Annotated in this window: 15 protein-coding genes and 1 pseudogene; 4 read left to right on the top strand and 12 right to left on the bottom strand. The window is 70.9% G+C overall.

The window, feature by feature from the left end:
- The first annotated feature begins 80 nt into the window (after positions 1-80).
- Positions 81-2,096: a cellulose binding domain-containing protein gene (locus tag F6W97_RS27540; RefSeq protein ID WP_155373415.1), complete on the top strand. Its 2,016-nt coding sequence runs from the start codon at positions 81-83 to the stop codon at positions 2,094-2,096.
- Between the two features lie 235 nt (positions 2,097-2,331).
- On the opposite strand, the gene F6W97_RS27535 is transcribed toward F6W97_RS27540, so the two are convergent.
- A complete protein-coding gene (locus F6W97_RS27535) occupies positions 2,332-3,060 on the bottom strand; it encodes a class I SAM-dependent methyltransferase (RefSeq protein ID WP_155373414.1) in 729 nt (242 codons plus the stop codon).
- A gap of 153 nt (positions 3,061-3,213) precedes the next feature.
- Between F6W97_RS27535 and F6W97_RS27530 the strand changes: the two genes are divergently transcribed.
- Complete coding sequence (locus tag F6W97_RS27530) at positions 3,214-3,777, top strand: YdeI/OmpD-associated family protein (protein WP_155373413.1); 564 nt, start codon at positions 3,214-3,216, stop codon at positions 3,775-3,777.
- Between the two features lie 190 nt (positions 3,778-3,967).
- Here F6W97_RS27530 and F6W97_RS27525 read toward each other — a convergent pair whose 3' ends face one another.
- The gene (locus F6W97_RS27525; RefSeq protein WP_155373412.1) at positions 3,968-5,062 is read right to left on the bottom strand and encodes a DUF2855 family protein; all 1,095 of its coding nucleotides are present in this window, start codon (positions 5,060-5,062) and stop codon (positions 3,968-3,970) included.
- A 92-nt stretch (positions 5,063-5,154) separates the two neighbouring features.
- On the opposite strand from F6W97_RS27525, the gene F6W97_RS27520 reads away from it, so the two are divergent.
- Entirely contained in the window at positions 5,155-5,661 is a 507-nt protein-coding gene (locus F6W97_RS27520) for a GNAT family N-acetyltransferase (RefSeq protein ID WP_155373411.1), read from the top strand.
- 4 nt (positions 5,662-5,665) lie between these two features.
- On the opposite strand, the gene F6W97_RS27515 is transcribed toward F6W97_RS27520, so the two are convergent.
- Complete coding sequence (locus F6W97_RS27515) at positions 5,666-6,694, bottom strand: LacI family DNA-binding transcriptional regulator (RefSeq protein WP_155373410.1); 1,029 nt, start codon at positions 6,692-6,694, stop codon at positions 5,666-5,668.
- A gap of 279 nt (positions 6,695-6,973) precedes the next feature.
- On the opposite strand from F6W97_RS27515, the gene F6W97_RS27510 reads away from it, so the two are divergent.
- Positions 6,974-9,718, top strand: a complete 2,745-nt coding sequence (locus F6W97_RS27510; protein ID WP_155373409.1) for a beta-L-arabinofuranosidase domain-containing protein — start codon at positions 6,974-6,976, stop codon at positions 9,716-9,718.
- Positions 9,719-9,820: 102 nt separating this feature from the next.
- Here the strand turns inward: F6W97_RS27510 and F6W97_RS27505 are convergent.
- The 9 genes and pseudogenes from F6W97_RS27505 to F6W97_RS27465 form a co-directional block, all read right to left on the bottom strand.
- Positions 9,821-10,747: pseudogene (locus tag F6W97_RS27505) on the bottom strand (LacI family DNA-binding transcriptional regulator); the annotation flags it as partial.
- A 163-nt stretch (positions 10,748-10,910) separates the two neighbouring features.
- On the bottom strand, positions 10,911-12,413 hold the full coding sequence (gene araA, locus F6W97_RS27500) for an L-arabinose isomerase (protein WP_155373408.1): 1,503 nt from the start codon (positions 12,411-12,413) through the stop codon (positions 10,911-10,913).
- Between the two features lie 28 nt (positions 12,414-12,441).
- The gene (yjfF, locus tag F6W97_RS27495; RefSeq protein ID WP_155373407.1) at positions 12,442-13,431 is read right to left on the bottom strand and encodes a galactofuranose ABC transporter, permease protein YjfF; all 990 of its coding nucleotides are present in this window, start codon (positions 13,429-13,431) and stop codon (positions 12,442-12,444) included.
- Complete coding sequence (locus F6W97_RS27490) at positions 13,428-14,498, bottom strand: ABC transporter permease (RefSeq protein WP_155373406.1); 1,071 nt, start codon at positions 14,496-14,498, stop codon at positions 13,428-13,430. Before F6W97_RS27490 ends, yjfF begins: the two co-directional genes overlap by 4 nt.
- Positions 14,495-16,036, bottom strand: a complete 1,542-nt coding sequence (locus F6W97_RS27485; protein ID WP_155373405.1) for a sugar ABC transporter ATP-binding protein — start codon at positions 16,034-16,036, stop codon at positions 14,495-14,497. The genes F6W97_RS27490 and F6W97_RS27485 overlap by 4 nt, the downstream gene beginning before the upstream one ends.
- A gap of 185 nt (positions 16,037-16,221) precedes the next feature.
- A complete protein-coding gene (locus tag F6W97_RS27480) occupies positions 16,222-17,223 on the bottom strand; it encodes an ABC transporter substrate-binding protein (RefSeq protein WP_196279352.1) in 1,002 nt (333 codons plus the stop codon).
- A gap of 145 nt (positions 17,224-17,368) precedes the next feature.
- Positions 17,369-18,034 (bottom strand): L-ribulose-5-phosphate 4-epimerase, encoded by a 666-nt coding sequence (locus F6W97_RS27475; RefSeq protein ID WP_155373404.1) that lies wholly within the window; start codon positions 18,032-18,034, stop codon positions 17,369-17,371.
- Positions 18,031-19,698 carry a ribulokinase gene (araB, locus tag F6W97_RS27470; protein ID WP_155373403.1) on the bottom strand — a complete coding sequence of 556 codons (1,668 nt, stop codon included), beginning with the start codon at positions 19,696-19,698 and terminating at the stop codon, positions 18,031-18,033. Before araB ends, F6W97_RS27475 begins: the two co-directional genes overlap by 4 nt.
- A 425-nt stretch (positions 19,699-20,123) precedes the next feature.
- On the bottom strand, positions 20,124-21,410 hold the full coding sequence (locus tag F6W97_RS27465; RefSeq protein ID WP_155373402.1) for a L,D-transpeptidase: 1,287 nt from the start codon (positions 21,408-21,410) through the stop codon (positions 20,124-20,126).
- Between the last annotated feature and the right edge of the window lie 276 nt (positions 21,411-21,686).

The raw sequence follows: 21,686 nt of genomic DNA, 5'->3' as shown, positions 1-21,686 counted from the left end.
ATCGCACGGTTGACATCGATCGATGCGCGTACGACTCTTGGGAGCGCTTCCAATACCCTCTCCCGAAAGGAGGTCCGACGATGAGAAAGAGCCGCACCGCCCTGCTGGCGTTCACGCTGGCAGCGGCAACTCTCGCCGTCCCGACCCCGGCCACCGCCGATCCTGCCGTCACCGTGACCGTCAACGCCCGAGCCGGGCTGGAGACGGTCGGCGACGCCGCGATCGGCGTCAACCATGCCGTCTGGGACTCGCAGCTGGGCACCGCGCCGGTCGCGGACCTGCTGAAGAACGCCGGTGTGCAGACCATGCGCTACCCCGGCGGGTCCTACTCGGACATCTACCACTGGAAGACCAACACCGCGCCCGGCGGCTACGTCGCCCCCGACACCGACTTCGACCACTTCATGGCCGGCGTCAACCGGGCCGGCGCGCAGGCCATGGTCATCGCCAACTACGGCACCGGCACGCCGCAGGAGGCGGCCGACTGGGTGCGCTACGCCAACGTCGAGAAGAACTACGGCGTGAAGTACTGGGAGATCGGCAACGAGCTGTACGGCAACGGCCACTACGGGTCCGCCTGGGAGGCCGACGACCACGCCGACAAGAGCCCGGCCGGCTACGCCACCGTCGCCAAGCAGTACATCGAGGCGATGAAGGCCGTCGACCCCACCATCAAGATCGGCATCGTGCTCACCACACCCGGCAACTGGCCCGACGGCATCGTGGGCGGCGGCGACGCCGGCACGTGGAACCAGGTCGTGCTGTCCATCGCGGGCCCGTCCGCCGACTTCGCCATCCTGCACTGGTATCCGGGCGGCTCCTCCTCAGCCGAGGCGCTGTCCAAGACCGCCCAGGTCACCGATGCGGTCTGGCTCGCCCGCCAGCAGATCAACCGGCACGCGGGCAAGAACCTCGGCATCGCGCTGACCGAGATCAACACCGGCTACGGCCAGAACACCCAGCCCGGCGCGCTGTTCGCCGCCGACTCCTACGCGAGCCTGCTCGCCGCGGGCGTGTTCAACATCGACTGGTGGAACGTGCACAACGGCATCGGCACCGTGTCCACGGTGGGCGGGCACACCGACTACGGCGACTTCGGCCTGCTGTCCAGCGCCTCCTGCAACGCCGACGGCACCGTCTGCGAGCCACCGATGAACACGCCGTTCGCGCCGTACTTCGGCCTGGCCATGGCGTCACGCTTCGTCAAGGCCGGCGACCAGCTGATCCGGGCGGGCGCAGCCGATCCGGCTATCAAGGCGCACGCCGCCCGGCGCGCCAACGGCGATCTCGCGGTGCTGCTCGTCAACACCGACGAGGCCGCGAGCAAGCAGGTCAGCCTCAGCTACGCCGGATACTCCCCCGCCGCGACGGCACAGGTGCACACCTTCGGCAACGGTGACACCGCCATCGCGACCGCATCCGGCAGCGCCACGTCGGTGACGCTGGCCCCGAACTCGCTGACGACGCTGGTCCTGAAGCCGGCGGGCTCGACGGCCCGGCCGGCGACGCCCGCCCGGCCGGTCGCCTCCGCGGTCACGGCCAACGGCGTCACGCTGACCTGGCCCGCCGGGGCCGCCGGGCTCAAGTACGAGATCCACCGGCAGCTCGGCACGATCACCGAGCAGTGGGGCGAGACCACGGGGACGACGTTCACCGTGCACAACCTCAACCCCGGCACCCGGTACACCGCGAACATCGTCGCGCGGGACGGCTCCGGCCGGGTCTCCTGGGCCTCGCCGCCGGTGACCTTCCAGACGGGCACGCCCACCAGCGCACCCTGCGCGGTCACCCTCACCGACGCCAGCAACTGGGGCAACGGGTACGTCGGCAGCGTCGACATCACGAACACCGGCGCCAACCCGGTGGACACGTGGACGCTGGCGTTCAGCTGGCCGACGGCGTGGCAGCAGCTCGGCAGCGGCTGGAACGGCACCTGGACACAGACCGGTTCGGCGGTCACCGTGTCCAATGCCGACTTCAACAAGGTCATCGCACCGGGAGCCACCGTGAACGTCGGCTACGTCGGCAACTACCAGGGACCGAACGTGCTCCCGCCGCTGTTCAAGCTGAACGGCAACCTCTGCACGACGCGCTGATTCCTACCGTCCGGCCGGTCCGACCAGGACCGGCCGGACCATGCGTCCCCCAGCTCCTAGCCCGCACGGCAACGCTCCACACCTCGGGACAACCACACGCGACACATCAGCCCTGCGCCGAGGTGCGCGCATGCAGGACGACCCAGCACACGCCAATCCGCATCTCAGACCCGCTTCGTACGGTAAGTGGGCGCGCGTACGCCGCCGAGCCGCGGGACCGCCGGGCGTCCCGGAGTCAGCCGTCGTGGCGGAACAGGGCGGTCCACAGGAACTGCTCGCCGAACCGGGGCGAGTCGGCGGGCTCGTCGCGCATGCGGCGCAACTCGACCTCGGCCATGTCGGCGAAGATCCAGCGCAGTGCCTCCGGGGTGTAGGCGACGCCGCCCTGCAGCCCGCCCTGCCGGTAGAGCTCGGCGTCGGGCAGTTCGGAGCCCATCGCCCCCGCGGCGAAGCAGCTGAGCCCGAAGTGGCCGCCGGGGGCCAGTGCCCGGGCAAGCATTGCGCGATAGCTGACGCGCCGGTGCGGTGGCAGGTGGTGGAAGCAGCCCGAGTCGTAGATCAGGTCGTATGGCCCGGACGGGGCCGTCTCGGCGAACGCGTCGCCGCAGTGGAACGCGATGTCGAGTCCGGCCGCGGTGGCCCGATCGCGGGCCCAGGAGATCGCGGTGGGGGACAGGTCGACGGCATCGACCTGAAAGCCCGCGGCGGCCAGGTGCAGCGCGTTGCGGCCGGGGCCGCAGCCGAGGTCCAGGGCCCGGCCGGGGGTGACCAACCCTCGGTCGAGGTACGACACCAGGTTCTCATCGGGCTTGTCCGCGAAGAACGGCACGGGCCGGTCCCGGTCGGCGTAGAAGCCGTCCCACCAGTCGGCGCCGCCGCCGGGCGTCCACCGGTCGGCACCCGTCGCGAGCAGCCCGTCCAGCAGCTTCAGCACGTCCTCGATGTCGCGGATATCGCGGTTCATCCGGCCTCCTTCCCGCCGGGTCAGCCTAGCGTTACCAGCCTGGACGCGCCGCCCGCACGGATTGACCCGTGTCCCTGCGTTGCGAAGGTGGAGAGCGGGGTTCCTGACTCCGGTCCCGGCAACTTGTCGGCCACAGCGCCTAGAGTCGCCGGAGTGGAGATCCTGAGCTTCGAGCAGCCCCACCAGTGGGAGGCCTGGCTGGCCGAGCACCACGGGAGCCCCGACGGCGCGTGGCTGAAGGTCCGCAAGAAGAACTCGCGGATGCCCGCGGTCAGCGTGACCGAGGCGGCCGACGTGGCCCTGTGCTACGGCTGGATCGACAGCGTCCGCAAGTCCCTGGACGCCGACCACTTCCTGCAGCGGTATTCCCGCCGCAGGCCGAAGGGCTCCTGGTCGCGGGTGAACGTGGAGCGCATGGAGGCACTCATGGCGCAGGGGCGGGTGCGTGCGCCGGGCCTGGCCGAGGTCGAGGCGGCCAAGGCCGACGGGCGCTGGGACGCCGCGTACGTCAAGCAGAGCGAAGCGACCGTGCCCCCGGACCTGGCCGCAGCCCTGGCGGCGAATGCCGCAGCCGGGGACTTCTTCGCGCAGCTCGGCAAGACCGACCAGTACCTGGTGATGCTGCCGATCCTGAAGGCAGTCGAGGCAGAGACCCGCGCGGCCCGGCTGAGCAGGGCGATCGCCGACCTCGCCGACGGCAGGCGCCCACGCCCCTGAGGCCGTCGAGCTGCCGAGCGCGTGACCCGGCGCTTCACAGAGGAGGGGCTTGACTTCCCCTCCGGCCGCGCGCCTCCTTGGGCATCACGACGGCGAAGTTCACTGCCCTTTATCGGACGTCGGGCTGGGCTCTGGACCGGGTTGGCAGCCTCCGGAAACATGAGCCCTACTACGGCCTCACCCACGATTGTCAAGACTGTGGCCCGAGGTTTCCCACGAACCGCGCGATGATGTGGCCGACCCGTGGCGGGGTCGTGCCCGCGAGCATGCTGAGCCAGGCTTCGCGCAGCCCGTCCGGGCCGTGGCTGACCGTGATGTCGACCCAGCTCTCGGCCACTGCGGCGAAGCGGTGCCAGGACTCGGCGAGCCGCCGGTCCAGCTCTGGGCGGCCCCAGTCGACGGTGCGCTTGCGGATCTGGTCGGGGGCGAAGAACACGTCGGCCGCTTCGGTGGCCCGCTCCTGGTGGGTCAGGCCCACGGCGACGTCGTGCACGAGGCGGTCGCCGAGGTGGGCGCGCAGCGCCGTGCGAACGGCCGGGTTCGCCGACAGGTCGAGGTATGCCGTCGGGGCGGCCGGGTCGAGTTCGCCGATCCCGTCGTACGGCAGCACGGCGTCGTAGCAGCCCAGCTCGCGGGTGAAGGCCACGTTGCCGGGCGAGGTGAGGCCGATCAGGCGCGGGCCCTTGCCCTGCAGCTCGAACGCGGCGGCGTACGCGGTCTTGCTCGACGCCGAGGACAGCACCAGCGTGCCGGCGCCGTAGAAGCCGTTGTCCTGCAACCGGTCGGCGAGCATCGCCGAGGTCACGAACAGCGGACGGAACAGGATCAGCAGGTCTTCCTGATCCGCGTCGTAGGCCGGGTCGCCGGTGGTGGCCGCGTAGGCGTTGTACGGCGACGGCAGTTCCACCCGGTGCGGGCTGGTGTCGCGGAAGCCGCGCTCGTCGACCCGTCCGGGGCGGACCACGAGGTGCCCGGCGGGCGGCAGGTAGCCGTACAGACGCTGTCCGACCTGCACGCCGTCCGCCCGCGAGGCCACGACCTCGCTGAACCCCCACAGCGGTCCGAGGCCCCATCGCTCGTCGAGTCCCGCGGCGGCGGCCGGGAAGAAGTCCCAGTAGCGGTAGGCGTCGCCGAGCACGGCGTAGGTCACGTTGTTCGCGGTCATGCCGACCCGGTCCACCCGCAGCAGGGCTTCGCCGTCGGCGAGTTCGGGCACGGGGTGCCGCACCAGCTCGGTGCGGGACAGGTCGTCACGTGCGATGGCGAGGGTCCACGAATCCGTCACGGCGTCACGGTAACGGATCCGCCGATATTTCTGCACCCCCGGTGCATGAATATGGCCGAGACGACTCACCCGCCGGCGATCCGTACCCTGTGATGGTGATACGCGCTGCCACCGTCGGGGATGCCGCCGCGATAGGCCGGATCAAGGTCCGCTCGTGGAGTTCGGCGTATGCGGAGTTCATGCCCGCCACGCTGCTCGGCGCGCTCGACCCGGTCCAGGAGGCCGCGGACTGGGCCGAGTACATGGCCGCCATGCCGGGCGAGCACCGGCTGTGGGTGGCCGAAGACGACAGTGCCGTCGTCGGCTTCTGCCGCACGGGACCCGCCGACCACGATCCGGATCTCGGCGCGGGTGCCGGTGAGGTGTACGGGCTGTACGTCGATCCCGACCGCGTGGGCACCGGGTTCGGCAGGCGCCTGTTCGGCCACGCCGTGGCCGATCTGCGCGCCCGGGGCCACCGGCCCGTGTGCGTGTACGCCTACCGGCCCAATGAAAGCGCGGTGCGCTTCTATCAGCGCGCCGGGTTCTCCCTCGACGGCAAGACCCGCCTCGACGACGCGATCGCCGAGGCCGAGGTACGGCTGATCGAGCCGCGCTGAGCGGTCAGGACGCCGGCGGTGGGCCACTGCTGGCGCGTACGACCAGCGACGGCGGCACCCGCGGATGGCGCGGCACGCCGGGCGGGCGGTCGACGCCGAGCAGCTCCAGCAGTGCCGCCAGGCATCGGCGGCCGACCTCGTCGAAGTCCTGCCGCACGGTGGTCAGCGGCGGCGACAGGTATGCGGCCTCGGGGATGTCGTCGAACCCGACGATGCTCACGTCCTCGGGCACCCGCACACCGCGCTCGTGCAGCGCCCGCAGCATGCCCAGCGCCTGCTGGTCGTTGGCGCAGAACACGGCTGTCACGTCGCCGCGCTCGGCCAGTTCACGGCCCGCCTCGTAGCCCGACTTCGGGCTCCAGTCCCCGGCGAGCACGGGCGGCACGCGGCGTCCGGCCGCCTCCAGCGCGGCCCGCCAGCCGTCGACCCGGTCCCGCGCCTCCAGCCAGTCCTTGGGCCCGGACAGGTGCCACACCGTCTGGTGGCCCAGGCCGAGCAGATGCTCGACGGCCAGGCGCGCGCCCGCGACCTGGTCGACGGAGACGGTCGGCAGGTCACCGGCCAGGTCCGATTCGACCACGACGGCCGGTACGCCGGTCGGCAGACTGCCCGCCGCCGCGGCCGCCGTCAGCAGCGGCGCGATGATCACGACACCGGCCACGGACTGCTCCGCAAGCCGGTTCACCGCGTCGACGACACCGCTGCGGTCGAGGCGCTCCAGCGCCACGATGCTGATGCCGTATCCGGCATGCCGGGCGGCCCGCTCGATGCCGAGCAGGGTGGCGGCGGGGCCGTGCAGGATGGTGTCGAAGCTGACCACGCCGATGACCCGCGAGCGCCGCCCGGCCAGGCCGCGGGCCAGCGCGTTCGGGCGGTAGTTGAGCTGTTTGACGGCGAGCAGCACCCGTTCGCGGGTCTCGTCGCGCACGCTCGGGTGGTCGTTCAGCACCCGGGACACCGTCTGGTGCGACACACCCGCAAGGCGCGCGACATCCTTGATGACCGCTGCCCGGGCGGCCGGCTGCTGACTCATGGTGACCCCCTGTCGGCGCATCGTACCTCACCTACGATCTTCGCCTTCGTGCCCGAACCCTGCGCCGACCAGCAACCTCACGGAAACCTTTTCGGAACACCTTGACGCCTCGATTGTTATCGGTCACATTCATGGGGCGGGATCGAGGGCACGCGATACCTACCGTGTCAACCAGCTAGGCATGGCCCAGGGCTGCCATTTCAAGGACGCATCCTTCGGCAGTCGTGTGATCGGTAACTTCAGCCCCGTACCGCACTCACCCCCGTCCAAGGAGCTCCTATGTGGTCACCGTCCCTCAGTCGCCGGCGCCTGCTCCAGGCGGCCGGCGTCGCCACCGCGGCCACCGCGGCGCCTGTACTCGCCGCCACCGAGGCCGCCGCCGCGGCGATCCCCCCGGCCCGCGCCGACACCGGGGTCTCGGCGTACGCCTTCGACCTCGGCCAGGTGCGGCTCACCACCGGCCGCTGGCTGGACAACCAGAACCGCACTCTCAGTTATCTGCGTGACGTCAACGTCGACCGGTTGCTCTACGTGTTCCGCGCCAACCACCGGCTGTCCACCAACGGCGCCGCGGCCACCGGCGGCTGGGAGGCTCCCACCTTCCCGTTCCGCAGCCACAGCCAGGGCCACTTCCTCACCGCGTGGGCCCAGGCCTGGGCCGTGCTCGGCGACACCACGTGCCGCGACAAGGCCAACCAGATGGTCGCCGCCCTGGCCGCCTGCCAGGCCAACAACGGCGCCGCCGGGTTCACCGCCGGATACCTGTCGGGCTTCCCCGAGTCCGACTTCACCGCGCTCGAAGCGGGCAGCCTGAGCAACGGCAACGTGCCCTGGTACGCCCTGCACAAGACGCTGGCCGGACTGCTCGACGTGTGGCGTCTGATCGGCAGCACCCAGGCCCGCGACGTGCTGCTGAGCTTCGCCGGCTGGGTCGACTGGCGCACCGGCCGGCTGAGCGGCTCGCAGATGCAGTCGGTGCTGGGCACCGAGTTCGGTGGCATGAACGCCGTGCTGACCGACCTCTACCAGCAGACCGGCGACGCCCGCTGGCTGACCGCGGCCCAGCGCTTCGACCACGCGGCCGTGTTCAACCCGCTGGCGTCCAACTCCGACCAGCTCGCCGGGCTGCACGCCAACACCCAGGTGCCCAAGTGGATCGGCGCGGCCCGCGAGTACAAGGCGACCGGCACCACGCGTTACCGCGACATCGCCAGCAACGCGTGGAACATCTGCGTCAACGCCCACAGCTACGTCATCGGCGGCAACAGCCAGGCCGAGCACTTCCGCGCCCCGAACGCCGTCGCCGCGTACCTCAACACCGACACGGCCGAGGCCTGCAACACGTACAACATGCTCAAGCTGACCCGCGAGCTGTGGCTGACGAACCCCGACAACGCAGCCTACTTCGACTTCTACGAGCGCGCGCTGCTCAACCACCTGATCGGCCAGCAGAACCCGGCCGACGGCCACGGGCACTTCACCTACTTCACGCCGCTCAACCCCGGCGGCCGCCGCGGCGTCGGCCCGGCCTGGGGCGGCGGCACGTGGAGCACCGACTACACCACGTTCTGGTGCTGCCAGGGCACGGGTATCGAGACCAATACGAAGCTGGCCGACTCGATCTACTTCTACAACGGCACCACGCTGACCGTGAACCTGTACGCGCCGTCGGTGCTGACCTGGTCCTCCCGCGGGATCACGGTCACCCAGACCACGACTTACCCGGTCAGCGACACCACCACCCTCCAGGTGGCCGGCAGCGTCAGCGGATCGTGGACGATGCGGCTGCGCATTCCGTCCTGGACCACCGGGGCCACCGTCAGCGTCAACGGCGTCGCCCAGAGCATCACCACGACGCCAGGCGCCTACGCCGTCCTGACCCGGTCCTGGACCTCCGGCGACACGGTGACAGTCAAGCTGCCCATGCGAGTGGTCATGAAGGCGGCCAACGACAACGCCAACGTCTCCGCGGTCACCTACGGTCCGGTCGTGCTCGCCGGCAACTACGGCAACACGGCCCTGTCCGCGCTGCCCAGCCTCACCACGAGCACGGTGACCCGCAGCAGCACCAGCTCGCTGGCGTTCACCGCCACCGCCAACGGCGCGACGGTCAACCTCGGCCCGTTCTACGACGCGCACGGCTACAACTACACGGTCTACTGGAACGCCGCAGGCCAGGGCGGCACCACCGCGGGCGCGGTGTTCCGGCTGGCCAACGCGGCCAGCGGGCTGGTCCTCGGGGTGCAGAACATGTCCACCGCCGACGGCGGGCTCGCGGTGCAGTGGACCGACAGCGGCACCGCCGACCACAACTGGGAGCTGATCGTCGACGGCTCGGCGCTGCGGCTGCGCAACGCCAACAGCGGCAAGGTGCTCGGCGTGGAGAACATGTCCACCGCCGACAACGCCCGGGTCATGCAGTGGGCCGACAACGGCACCGCCGACCACCGCTGGACGGTCGTAGACAACGGCGACGGCTCGCACAAGCTCCGCAACGTGCACACCGGCAAGGTGCTGGCGATCCTCAACGGCTCCACCGCCAACGGCGCGCAGGCCGTGCAGGACCCCGACAACGGCACCGCCGACAACCTCTGGCGGTTCGTACCCGAAGGCGCGCGCCGCATCCAGAACGTCGCGTCCGGGCTGGTCCTCGGCGTGCAGAACATGTCCACCGCCGACGGCGGCCTGGTCCTGCAGTGGGGCGACACCGGCACCGCCGACCACCTCTGGACCGCCGTCGTCGACACCGGCGGCTACCTGCGGCTGCGCAACGGCAACAGCGCCAAGGTGCTCGGCGTGGAGAACATGTCCACCGCGACCGGCGCCCGGATCATGCAGTGGGCCGACAACGGCACCGCCGACCACCGCTGGCGCCTGCGCCACGCCGCCAACGGCGCTTTCCGCATCCAGTGCGCCAACGGCGGCAAGGTCGTCGCCGTCACCGGCGGTTCGACGGCGCAGGGCGCCCAGATCGTCACCGCCGACGACTCCACCGCCTCCGACCGCCTCTGGCGCTTCCTCTAGGCCGGCACCCCTCCGCAAACTTTTAAAGAGTCGGGGGGGGGGGGGGGGGGTGGGTGTGGGGGGGGGGGGGGGGGGTTGGGGGGGGGGGGGGCGGGGGGGGGGGGGGGGGGCGTCGGGGGCGTCGTGGGCATCGAGGAGGTCCAGCAGGGCCGCGAGGCAGCGGCGGCCGACCTCGTCGAAGTCCTGGCGGACGGTGGTCAGCGGCGGGGACAGGTATTCGGCCTCGGGGATGTCGTCGAAGCCGACGACGCTGACGTCCTCCGGCACCCGGATGCCGCGTTCGTGCAGCGCCCGCAGCATGCCCAGGGCCTGCTGGTCGTTGGCGCAGAACACGGCGGTGACGTCGGAGCCGATCCGGTGCCCGGCCTCGTAACCCGAACGCGGGCTCCAGTCGCCGACGATCGCCGCCGGGACCCGGCGGCCCGCGGCTTCGAGGGCCTGCCGCCAGCCGTCGACGCGGTCGCGCGCCTCCAGCCAGTCCCGCGGCCCGGTCAGGTGCCACACGGTCTCGTGTCCCAGCCCGAGCAGGTGCTCGACCGCGAGCCGGGCCCCGGCCACCTGGTCGACGGAGATGCTCGGCAGGTCCCCGGCGATGTCGGACTCCACGACCACGGCGGGCACCCCGGTCGGCAGGCTGTGTGCGGCCGCGGCGGCGGTCAGCAGCGGCGCGATGATGACGACGCCTGCCACGGACTGCTCAGTGAGCCGGTTGACCGCCTCGGTGACACCGGCGCGGTCGAGCTTCTCCAGGGCGACGATGCTGATGCCGTACCCCGCGTGCCGGGCGGCGCGCTCGACGCCGAGCAGGGTGGCCGCGGGGCCGTAGAGGATGGTGTCGAAGCTGACCACGCCGATCACGCGCGAGCGCCGCCCGGCCAGGCCGCGGGCCAGCGCGTTGGGGCGGTAGTTGAGCTGCTTGACGGCCACGAGCACGCGCTCTCGGGTCTCGTCGCGCACGCTCGGGTGGTTGTTGAGCACCCGGGACACCGTCTGGTGCGAGACCCCGGCGAGGCGGGCGACGTCGTTCATCACCGCCGCGCGGGCGGCCGGCTGCTGGCTCATGGTGACTCCCCTGACGGCACATCGTATCGCATGTTGATCATCTTTCGTCGCGGACGGCCGACAGGCCGACGGATGCGTGTGCCCAGGCCCCCTCGGGCACACGCATCCGTCGTCATCGGTGGAGCGGGGGTCAGAATCCGCGGGCCAGCCGGTAGTACGCCTGGTTCCAGCGGATCTCGTCGGCGAACCGGCGGGTGGTGGTGTCCGCGTCGATCACCACCAGCTCGGTGCGCGACATCTCGGCCAGGTCGTGCAGCTCCTCGACGCCCACGGCCTGGGACAGCACGGTGTGGTGCGGGGCCCCGGCGGTGATCCACGCCTCGGCGGAGCCCGCCAGCGACGGCCGGGGACGCCACACCGCGCGGGCGACCGGCAGCTTCGGCAGCGGCTGCGGCGGGGCGACGACGTCGATCTCGTTGGCCACCAGCCGGAACCGCTCGCCCATGTCGGCCAGGCCCATCACCACGGCGGGACCGGGCTGGGCGTCGAACACCAGGCGCACCGGGTCCTCCCGGCCGCCGATGCTCAGCGGGTGGATCTCCACGTTCGGGGTGTCCGCCGCGATGGTCGGGCAGACCTCCAGCATGTGCGCGCCGAGCACCAGTTCCTGGCCGGGGGTCAGGTCGTAGGTGTAGTCCTCCATGAACGAGGTGCCGCCGGTGGTGCCGACCGACATCGCCTTGAGCGTGCGCACCAGCACGGAGGTCTTCCAGTCGCCCTCGCCGCCGAAGCCGTAGCCGTCGGCCATCAGCCGCTGCACCGCGATGCCGGGCAGCTGCCGCAGGCCGCCGAGGTCCTCGAAGTTGGTGGTGAACGCGCGGAAGCCGCCCGCCTCCAGGAAGTTGCGCAGGCCCGCCTCGATGCGGGCGGCGTAGCGCAGCTCCTCGTGGCGGTCGCCGCCGGGACGCAGCTCGGCGGCCACCCGGTAGCTGTCGTCGTACACCTTGACCAGCTCGTCGATCTGCGGGGCGGCGACGGCGTCGACCGCGGCGACCAGGTCGTTGACGCCGTACGTGTTGACCGAGACGCCGAAGCGCAGCTCGGCCTCGACCTTGTCGCCCTCGGTCACCGCCACGTCGCGCATGTTGTCGCCGAAGCGGGCCAGCCGCAGCGAGCGCATCGCCGACCAGCCGATCGACGCGCGGGCCCACGCCCCGACCCGGGCGACGACGCGCGGATCGGAGACGTGGCCGGCGACGGTCTTGCGGGCGACCCCGAGCCGGGTCTGGATGTACCCGAACTCGCGGTCGCCGTGGGCCGCCTGGTTGAGATTCATGAAGTCCATGTCGATCTCGTCCCAGGGCAGCAGCACGTTCGCCTGGGTGTGCAGGTGCAGCAGCGGCGTGGTCAACGCATCCAGCCCGGAGATCCACATCTTCGCCGGGGAGAAGGTGTGCATCCAGGCGATCACCCCGACGGCGCCCTGGGCGGCAGCCTCGCGGCACACCTGCAGGATCTCGCCGCTGGAGGTGAGGACCGGCTTCCAGACCACCCGCGCCGGGATGCCCGGCGACTCGTCGAGGATGCGGGCGATCTCCCGGGACTGGCCGGCGACCTGACGCAGGGTCTCTTCGCCGTACATGCCCTGGCTGCCGGTGAGGAACCAGACCTCGGGCTGGGAATGCGTTGTCATGAGCGTGCCTTCCGCGAAACGGGTGGGGTTACTTCTTGCGGATGCCGATGAGGCGTTGGAGCAGGATGAACGCGAACAGCAACCCACCGATCACGATCTTGGTCCACCACGAGTTGAGGCTGCCGTCGAAGGTGATGAGGGTCCGGATCACGCCGAGGACGAGCACTCCGAGCACGGTGCCGAACACGTAGCCGGAGCCGCCGGTGAGCACCGTGCCGCCGATCACGACGGCCGCGATGACGTCGAGTTCCATGCCGACGGCGATCAGCGGGGCGCCGGACAGGGTGTAGAACGACAGCAGGATGCCGCCGATCGCCGAGCACAGGCCGCTGATGGCGTACACCGCGATCTTCGTCTGGCCGACGGGCAGGCCCATGAGCAGCGCCGACTGCTGGTTGCCGCCGAGCGCGTACACGTTGCGGCCCAGCCGGGTGTACGCGAGCACGAACGCGCCGATCAGCACCACCACGAAGGCGACCAGCACGCTGATCGACACGAAGTTGCCCTTCGGGTCGCCGATGCGCTCCTGGGCCATGGTGGTCCAGAACGGATCGGTGATCGGGATCGACGACTTGCTGATGAACGTGCACATGCCGCGGGCGAAGAACATCCCGGCCAGCGTCACGATGAACGGCTGGATCTCGAAGAAGTGGATGACGCAGCCCATCAGGAAGCCCAGCGTCGGGCCGACGAGCAGCGCGATAACCAGTACCGCTCCGGGATCCATGCCGCCCTGCAGCAGCGAGGCCGACATCATGGCGGTCATCGCGACGACCGAGCCGACCGACAGGTCGATGCCGCCGGTGAGGATCACGAACGTCATGCCGACCGCGACGACGAGCAGGAAGCCGTTGTCGATGAAGACGTTGAAGACGACCTGCACGTTGGAGAAGGCGCGGTACTGCGAGACGCCGACCGCGTACATGACCAGCAGCAGGGTGAGCGTGGCCAGCACCGGCACGTACCGCTGCGGGATGCGCCACCAGTCGCGGGTGGGGGTGAGTGAGGTCGTGGTCATGCCGGCACCTGCTCCTTCGGCTGGTCGGCCGCGAGCGGGGCGGCGGGGGCGGCGGGTGGCCGCCGGGCGAACCTGGCCCGGAACGCCGGCGCCTGGATGAGGCAGACCGCGATGACCACGACCGCCTTGAACAGCAGCGACGTCTGCGGCGAGATGTTCATGGCGTACACGGTGGTGGTCAGGGTCTGGATGAGCAGCGCGCCGAGGATGGTGCCGCCGAGCGAGAACCGCCCGCCGGCCAGCGACGTGCCGCCGATCACGACGGCGAGGATCGCGTCGAGCTCGATCCACAGCCCGGCCGCGTTGCCGTCGGCGCTGGACACGTTCGCCGTGATCATGAAGCCGGCGATGCCCGCGCACACCGCGCTGATGACGTACACCAGGAAGGTGATCCGTCCGGAGCGGATGCCGGCCAGGCGGCTGGCCTCGGCGTTGCCGCCCACCGACTCGATGATCATGCCGAGGGCGGTGCGCCGGGTGACCGCGGCGACCACCAGCGCCACCCCTGCCGCGATGAAGATCGCCAGGGGCAGGGTCAGCAGGTAGCCGACGCCGACGGACTTGTACGGCTCGGAGTTGATGGTGATGATCTGGCCCTCGGTGATCAGCTGGGCCAGGCCGCGGCCCGCCACCATGAGGATCAGCGTGGCGATGATGGGCTGAATGCCGATGATCGAGACCAGGGCCCCGTTCCAGGCGCCGGCCACGAGCGAGAGCCCGACGCCCAGGGCCAGCGCCACCAGCACCCCGCCGAGGGCGTTCTGGTCGGGCTGCTGGCTGATGTGCAGGCAGGCGATCGCGCCGCTGATCGCGCACACCGAGCCGACCGACAGGTCGATGCCGCCGGTCGCGATGACCAGCGTCATGCCGAGGCCGACCAGGATCAGCGGGGCGGCCAGCCGCAGGATGTCGACGAGGCTGCCGTAGAGGTGGCCGTCCTTCATCTCCACCGACAGGAAGCCCGGCCGGTAGATCGTGTTGGCCACCAGCAGCGCGATCAGCGCGACGACGGGCCAGAACAGCGCGTGACCGGTGACGGCGGCCCACCGTGCCTTCGAGGTGCTCATGCTTGAGGCCCTTCGTGGTGCGTGCCGCTGGCGATGGTCTGCATGACGCGGTCGGCGTCCACCGTGTGGTCATTGGCCAGCTCGGTGATCAGCTGCCGGTCCCGCATGACCGCGATCTTGTGGCTGAGCCGCAGCACCTCCTCCAGCTCGGCGGAGATGAACAGCACCGCCATGCCGCCGTCGGACAGCTGCACGACCAGCTTCTGGATCTCGGCTTTCGCGCCGACGTCGATGCCGCGGGTGGGCTCGTCGAGGATCAGCAGCCGCGGTTCGGTGATCAGCCAGCGGGCCAGCAGGACCTTCTGCTGGTTGCCGCCGGACAGGTTGCGCACCGGGATCTCGGGGTCGGCCGGGCGGATGCTCAGCGCCTTGACGTACTTGTCGACCAGCTCGTCCTGGCGGCGGCGCGGAATGGGGCGCAGCCAGCCGCGAGCCGCCTGCATGGCCAGGATGATGTTCTCGCGCACGCTCAGCTCCCCGACCAGGCCCTCGGTGCGCCGGTTCTCGGAGCAGAACGCGATGTCGTGGCCGATGGCGGCGATCGGGTTGCGCAGCGCCGTGGGCTTGCCGTCGACGGCGACCTTGCCGTGGTCGGCGCGGTCCGCGCCGAACAGCAGCCTGGCCACCTCGGTGCGGCCGGAGCCGAGCAGCCCGGCCAGGCCGACGACCTCGCCGGCGTGGATGGTGAGGCTGAACGGCGTCACCGAGCCCTTGCGCCCCAGCTCCTCGGCCTGCAGGAACGGCGTGTTCGCCTCGATCGCGGCCAGGTCGCGCTTGGACTGCTCTTCCAGGCTCTCCAGCACGTCGAGCTCCTTGCCGATCATCTTCTCGACCAGGGCGAGCTGCGGCAGCTCCGCGGTCGGGTACTCCCCCACCAGGCGGCCGTTGCGCAGCACGGTGATCCGGTCGGCGATGCCGTAGACCTGGTCGAGGAAGTGCGTCACGAAGATGATCGCGATGCCCTCGTCGCGCAGCTGGCGCATGATGCGGAACAGCTGCTCGACCTCGGTCGCGTCGAGGCTGGAGGTCGGCTCGTCGAGGATGAGCACCCGGGCCTGGATGTCGATGGCGCGGGCGATGGCGACCATCTGCTGGACGGCTAGGGAGTACGTGCCCAGCAGTTGCGTGACGTCGATGTGCAGGTCGAGTTTGGCCAGCAGGTCACGGGCCCGGCGGCGCATCTCGCCCCAGCGGATCGCGCCGAAGGTGCGCGGCTCGCGGCCGATGAAGATGTTCTCCGCCACCGACAGGTTGGCGCAGAGGTTGACCTCCTGGTAGACGGTGCTGACCCCGGCGGCGGCGGCCTGCATGGGGCCGGTGAACGACACCTGCTGCCCGGCCAGCTCGATGGCTCCCGCGTCGTGCGCGTACACGCCGGTCAGCACCTTGATCAGGGTGGACTTGCCGGCTCCGTTCTCGCCCATCAGGGCGTGCACCTCGCCGGGGAACAGCCGGAAGTCGACGCCGTCGAGCGCGCGTACCCCCGGGAAGGACTTGCTGATTGCGGTCATCGTCAGGACCGGTTGCCTACCCGACATCCCATCCGACCTTTCGCTGAGTTCTGGGCATGGGCCGCCGCGGCCGTCCGGCAGCGGACCAGGCTCGGCTCGGCGGCGAGGACGTCGGCCGGACGCGGCACGGGGCGCCCGCGGGTCCGGCTCCGTCTGGCGGTGAGAAGTGGAGGACGGGGCCGCCGCACGGCGTGCGGCGGCCCCGGGGTGAATCAGTACTTGCGGGTCGGCAGCGCGGCCTTGGCCTGCTCCGGCGTGAAGGTGCCCTCTTCGGTCTCGATGCGCTGGGGGATGGTCTCCCCCTTCGAGACCTTCTTGACCAGGTCCATCAGCTGGGGCCCGAGCAGCGGGCTGCACTCGGCGATGAAGTTGAACTTGCCGTCGGCCAGGGCCTGCATGCCGTCCTTGACCGCGTCGATCGTGATGATCTTGATGTCCTTGCCCGGCACCTTGCCCGCGGCGGTGATCGCCTCGAGCGCGCCCAGACCCATGTCGTCGTTGTGCGCGAACAGCACGTCGATCTTCGGGTTGGCCTTCAGGAACTGCTCCATGACGGCCTTGCCGCCGGCGCGGGTGAAGTCACCGGTCTGCGACGCGATGACCTTCAGGTTCGGGTTGGCCGCGATGGCGTCGGCGAAGCCCTTCTTGCGGTCGTTGGCCGGAGCCGAACCCGTGGTGCCCTGCAGCTCCACGATGTTCACCACGCCGGTGGCCGACTTGGTCTCGTTGACCAGCCACTCCCCGGAGAGCTTGCCCTCCTTGACGAAGTCCGAGCCGATGAACGTCTTGTACAGCGACTTGTCCGCCGAGTCCACCGAGCGGTCGGTCAGGATCACCGGGATGCCGGCGTCCTTGGCCTCCTTGAGCACGGTGTCCCAACCCGACTCCACCACCGGCGAGAAGGCGATGACGTCGACCTTCTGCTGGATGTAGTTGCGGATCGCGGTGATCTGGTTCTCCTGCTTGCCCTGCGCGTCGTCGAACTTCAGCTCGATGCCGGCCGCCGTGGCGGACTCCTTGATCGAGTTGGTGTTCGCGGTGCGCCAGCCGCTCTCGGCGCCGACCTGCGAGAAGCCGAGCGTCAGCTTGCCGTCGTCGGCCGGCGTGTCGCCGGTGTCGCTGTTGCCACACGCGGCCATACCGGTCGCGAGCAGAGTTGCGGTCAGCACCGCGACGGCGCGGCGTCGCGTGATGGCCTTGCCCATGGTGAGCATGCGATCTCCTTGGATGAGGATGGGCCTACCCCCGCGCGCCGTGTGGGACGCCGGCGCGCGGCCTGCATTGTGGTGCTGGTGGAGCGGTGGAGCTGCGGTGAGAGGATCGGGGTGGTGCCACCGCCGGCGCCGAACCGGCGGACATCTAGCGGCCGGTCTGGCCGTACACGTTCTGGTAGCGGTCGTAGAGGGAGTCCACGTCGGCCTGCGCCATCGGCAGCGGCTGCCCGAGCGCCCTGGCCAGGTGGGCGGTGCGGGCCACGTCCTCGCACATCACCGCCGCCTTGACCGCGGCGCGGGCGTCCTTGCCGATGGTGAAGACCCCGTGGTTGCGCATCAGCACCGCCGGCGAGCGGTGCCCGGACAGGGTGGCCACGATGCCCTTGCCGATGTCGTCGCCGCCGATCAGCGCGAAGGGCCCGACCGGGATCTCCCCGCCGAACTCGTCGGCCTGCGCCGTCAGGTGGCACGGGATCGCCTCGCCGCGCGCCGCCCACGCGGTGGCGTACGTGCTGTGCGTGTGCACCACCCCGCCCACCTCGGGCATGGCCCGGTAGACGTAGGCGTGGGCGGCCGTGTCGCTGGACGGCGACAGGTCGCCCTCGACGACCACGCCGTCCAGGTCACAGACGATCATGTTGGCCGGGCTCAGGTCGTCGTAGGACACCCCGCTGGGCTTGATGACCAGCAGCTCCTGCCCCGGCACCCGGGCCGACACGTTGCCCGCCGTCCAGGCCACGAGTCCATATCGCGTCAGCTCCCCGTGCAGCGACGAGACCGTCTCGCGGAGCACGGCGATGACATCGCTCATGCCGCCACCCCCAGTGCCACCGTCGGCTCGTCGACCGAGCGCAGCTGGGCGGCGTTGCGGATGGCGCGCAGGCGCGACATCACGTCGTTGGCGCCGCGTCCGAAGTGGTCGTGCAGGGTGCGGTACTCGGCGTAGAGCGCGTCGTAGGCGCGGGCGCGCGCCGGATCGGGCTGGTAGACGCCCCGCTCCACGCGGCCCATCACGTCCGACGCCTCGTGCACGTCGGCGTACGCCCCGGCGGCGACCGCGGCGTGGATCGCCGAGCCCAGGGCCGGGCCCTGTGCCGAGCCGATGATGCTCAGCGGCCGGTCGGTCACGTCGGCGTAGATCTGCATCAGCAGCCGGTTCGTGGTCAGGCCGCCCGCGACCACGAGCTCCGTGACCGGCACCCCCGCCGCCGCGAACGCCTCCATGATCATGCGGGTGCCGTACGCGGTGGACTCCAGCAGCGCCCGGTAGACGTCGGCCGGGCGGGTCGCCAGGGTCAGGCCTACGATCAGGCCGGACAGGTCATGGTTGACCAGCAGCGAGCGGTTGCCGTTCCACCAGTCCAGGGCGATCAGCCCGTGCCCGCCGACCGGCTGGGCGGCGGCCAGTTCGGACAGCCGCTCGTGCGAGTCGAAGCCCGCCGGGGCGGCGTGGTCCACGAACCAGCCGAAGATGTCGCCGACGCCGCTCTGCCCCGCCTCGTATCCCCAGGCGCCGGGGCTGATGCCGCCGTCGACGACGCCGCACATGCCGGCCACCTCGGCCGGGACCGTGCCGTTGACGACGTGGCAGGTCGAGGTGCCCATGATGGCGACCAGCCGGCCCGGGTCCAGGGCCTGCGCGGCGGCGGCGGTGACGTGCGCGTCGACGTTGCCGACCGCGACCGCGATGCCCTCCGGCAGCCCCGTCCACGCGGCCGCCTCGGCGGTCAGCGAGCCGGCCCGCGCGCCCAGCGGCAGCAGCGGACCGTCCAGCTTGGCGACGAAGCCGGCGAAGCCGGGATTCAGCGCGGCCAGGTAGTCCTTCGACGGGTAGCTGCCGTCCTGGAAGATGCCCTTGTAACCGGCGGTGCAGACGTTGCGGGTCTCGACCCCGCAGAGCTGCCAGATGATCCAGTCAGCCGCCTCGATCCAGCGCTCGGCCCGGTCGTAGACCTCCGGGTCCTCCTCCAGCAGCTGCAATCCCTTGGCGTACTGCCACTCCGCGGAGATCTTGCCGCCGTAACGGCCGATCCACGGCTCGCCGCGCTCGTGGGCCAGGGCGTTGACGCGGTCGGCGTGCGGCTGGGCGGCGTGGTGCTTCCACAGCTTCACCCAGGCGTGCGGGCGGTGCCGCAGCTCCGGCAGCTCGCACAGCGGCGTGCCGTCGGCCAGCGCCGGCAGCACCGTGCACGCGGTGAAGTCGGTGCCGATGCCGATCACGTCGGCCGGGTCGATGCCCGCCGCGGCCAGCGCCGCCGGGACCGCGTTGCGCAGCACGTCGCGGTAGTCGTCGGGGTCCTGCAGCGCCCAGTCCGGCGGCAGCGGCGCGCCGGAGGCGGCGAGCACGCCGTCCATGACGCCGTGGCGGTACTCGTGCACCGCGGTGCCGACCTCGGCGCCGTCGCTGACGCGGACCACCAGGGCCCGGCCGGACAGCGTGCCGTAGTCGACGCCCACGACGTACCGGTCGCTCATGTCTTCCTCCGCTCGGTTGCTGGCACACAGTGTTAGCGCTCACATGGAAGTGCGTCAAGACACGCGTTCGCAACAGATGCGTAACGGCGGCTTGTGCTGAACGACCCGAGAATTTGCGCAACTCTTCACGCAGGCGACGTGCGGCGGGTGCGGTCAGCCATCGGGCGTCCCTTGACGCGAACCGATGTGTGCGTTAACACTATCGCTGCAACTGAGTCCGGAGTTCGACCGGATCGAGTCCGCAGACATGCCGTGCGCCCGGCCGGCGTCGGCAGCTCGACGGCGGGCGGGGGTGGCACTTCATGCGGTGAGAGCGGCACCCCCGCCCGCTCCACGCGGCGTCCGTCCGACGTGGACGGCCGGCGCGCACGCTCGCGCCCGCGGTCCGCGGGTGCGGACCACGGGCGGAGGAGGAACGCGAAAGGTCAGGCGACCGGCGAGGGCGAGGGCGTGGGCTCCGGCGACGCTTCCGCAGCCGGGGTGTAGGGGATCGCGCTGCCCTTGACGTACTCGTCCCAGGGCTTGTCGAAGTCGGTCCAGCCGTTGCCGTACTGCAGCTTGCGCGGGGTGCCCTTGGTGATGACGGGGTCGCCGATCATCGTCAGGTTGAACAGCCACTTGGCATCCGCGGTCGACATGTTCACGCAGCCGTGCGAGACGTTGCGGACGCCCTGGTTCGACACCGACCACGGCGCGGCGTGGATGAACTCGCCACCCCAGGTCAGCCGCTGCGCATACTCGATGTTCGTGCGGTAGCGGTTGCCAGGGTTGGGATCGCTGGTCGTGTCGAACACCGTCTTGGCCAGGCGCTCGATGATGACGGTGGTGCCGCTCGACGACGGCATGCTCGGGCGGCCGAGGCTGACCCGGATCTTGCGCAGCGTGACGCCGTCGCGCACCACGGTCATCACCTTCGGCTTGGCCTTGTCGTCGATCGTCATGATCAGCGAGCGGCCGATGGAACAGGTCAGCGTCGAGTTGCGCGCGCCGAAGTAGCCGTCGCCCACGGGCAGCCCGCCCGCGCGCACGTCGACGAACACCTTCGTGCCCGACTGCCAGAACTCCTTCGGCCGCCAGTGCAGCTCGTCGGCGGTGTACCAGGTCCAGATGCCCTCCTGCGCCGGAGTCGTCCGCACCAGCAGCCGCCGCTGCAACGCCGCCCGCTGCGCCTCAGGGATCTTGCGGCTGAGCCGGAAGATCAGCGGCATGCCGACGCCGACCACCGCGCCGTCGGGCAGGAAGCTGACGACCCGGACGGTCTTGTCCGGCTGGGCCATCGTCGTGAACGTCGACGTGGCCGTGGCGGGCCTGCCGTCGTCGCCGGTCGCGGTGACCGTGACGGTGTGGGCCGTCCCGTACGCCAGCGCCTTGGCGGGCAGCCAGCCCTTGCCGTCGGGGTGCATCTCCCCGGGCAGTTCGGTCCCGGCCGCGTCCTTGAGCACTACCTGCGTGGAGACGGCGTCGGTCGCGGTGAACACGATCTCGGCGGACGCCGGGACCTCTGCCGCGGCGGCAGCCGGCTCGGTGATCAGGACCGTGGCCTTGGGCGGCGGGGCGTCCGGGCTCTGGCCGCCGCCGGGCGAGCCGGTGCCGGACGGGGACTTGCTGCCGGTGCAGGCGGCCAGGCCGATCGCGGCGCCCGTCAGACCCAGGGCGGCCAGGGCGGACCGGCGCGTCAGCGGGCCGAGGTCGGGGCGGGGGAAGGAGGGCATGCGTTCCTCACCAGCTAGTACGGGGCGGACGCCGGTCCGCCGGAGGAGCGGGCCGGGCATCGACGATCCCGGCCAACTGTACGCGGCGGTACGCGAAGGGCGCTCATGACCGCCACCGCGGCGCCCCGCGGGCCGTCCGGTCGTGTCCGGTGACCGGGGACCGGACACCCCCCGATGGCCAGGCCGTCAACCGCGAGTCTCGATCGTCCTGTCCGGACGACGACGCCTCGGCGCGACGCCGGTGACACGGTCATCCCACGACATCCGAGCCGAGCA

The organism is Catellatospora vulcania, from assembly GCF_009720385.1.
Classification (GTDB): Bacteria; Actinomycetota; Actinomycetes; order Mycobacteriales; family Micromonosporaceae; genus Catellatospora; species Catellatospora vulcania.
This window is presented reverse-complemented; position numbering and strand designations above follow the sequence as displayed.

Bases quoted from the DNA above. Each gene is read 5' to 3' on its own strand.
- F6W97_RS27540 (WP_155373415.1), top strand. From the start codon at position 81: ATGAGAAAGAGCCGCACCGCCCTGCTGGCGTTCACGCTGGCAGCGGCA.
- F6W97_RS27535 (WP_155373414.1), bottom strand. From the start codon at position 3,060: ATGAACCGCGATATCCGCGACATCGAGGACGTGCTGAAGCTGCTGGAC.
- F6W97_RS27520 (WP_155373411.1), top strand. From the start codon at position 5,155: ATGGTGATACGCGCTGCCACCGTCGGGGATGCCGCCGCGATAGGCCGG.
- F6W97_RS27515 (WP_155373410.1), bottom strand. From the start codon at position 6,694: ATGAGTCAGCAGCCGGCCGCCCGGGCAGCGGTCATCAAGGATGTCGCG.
- F6W97_RS27510 (WP_155373409.1), top strand. From the start codon at position 6,974: ATGTGGTCACCGTCCCTCAGTCGCCGGCGCCTGCTCCAGGCGGCCGGC.
- araA (WP_155373408.1), bottom strand. From the start codon at position 12,413: ATGACAACGCATTCCCAGCCCGAGGTCTGGTTCCTCACCGGCAGCCAG.
- yjfF (WP_155373407.1), bottom strand. From the start codon at position 13,431: ATGACCACGACCTCACTCACCCCCACCCGCGACTGGTGGCGCATCCCG.
- F6W97_RS27490 (WP_155373406.1), bottom strand. From the start codon at position 14,498: ATGAGCACCTCGAAGGCACGGTGGGCCGCCGTCACCGGTCACGCGCTG.
- F6W97_RS27485 (WP_155373405.1), bottom strand. From the start codon at position 16,036: ATGTCGGGTAGGCAACCGGTCCTGACGATGACCGCAATCAGCAAGTCC.
- F6W97_RS27480 (WP_196279352.1), bottom strand. From the start codon at position 17,223: ATGCTCACCATGGGCAAGGCCATCACGCGACGCCGCGCCGTCGCGGTG.
- F6W97_RS27475 (WP_155373404.1), bottom strand. From the start codon at position 18,034: ATGAGCGATGTCATCGCCGTGCTCCGCGAGACGGTCTCGTCGCTGCAC.
- araB (WP_155373403.1), bottom strand. From the start codon at position 19,698: ATGAGCGACCGGTACGTCGTGGGCGTCGACTACGGCACGCTGTCCGGC.
- F6W97_RS27465 (WP_155373402.1), bottom strand. From the start codon at position 21,410: ATGCCCTCCTTCCCCCGCCCCGACCTCGGCCCGCTGACGCGCCGGTCC.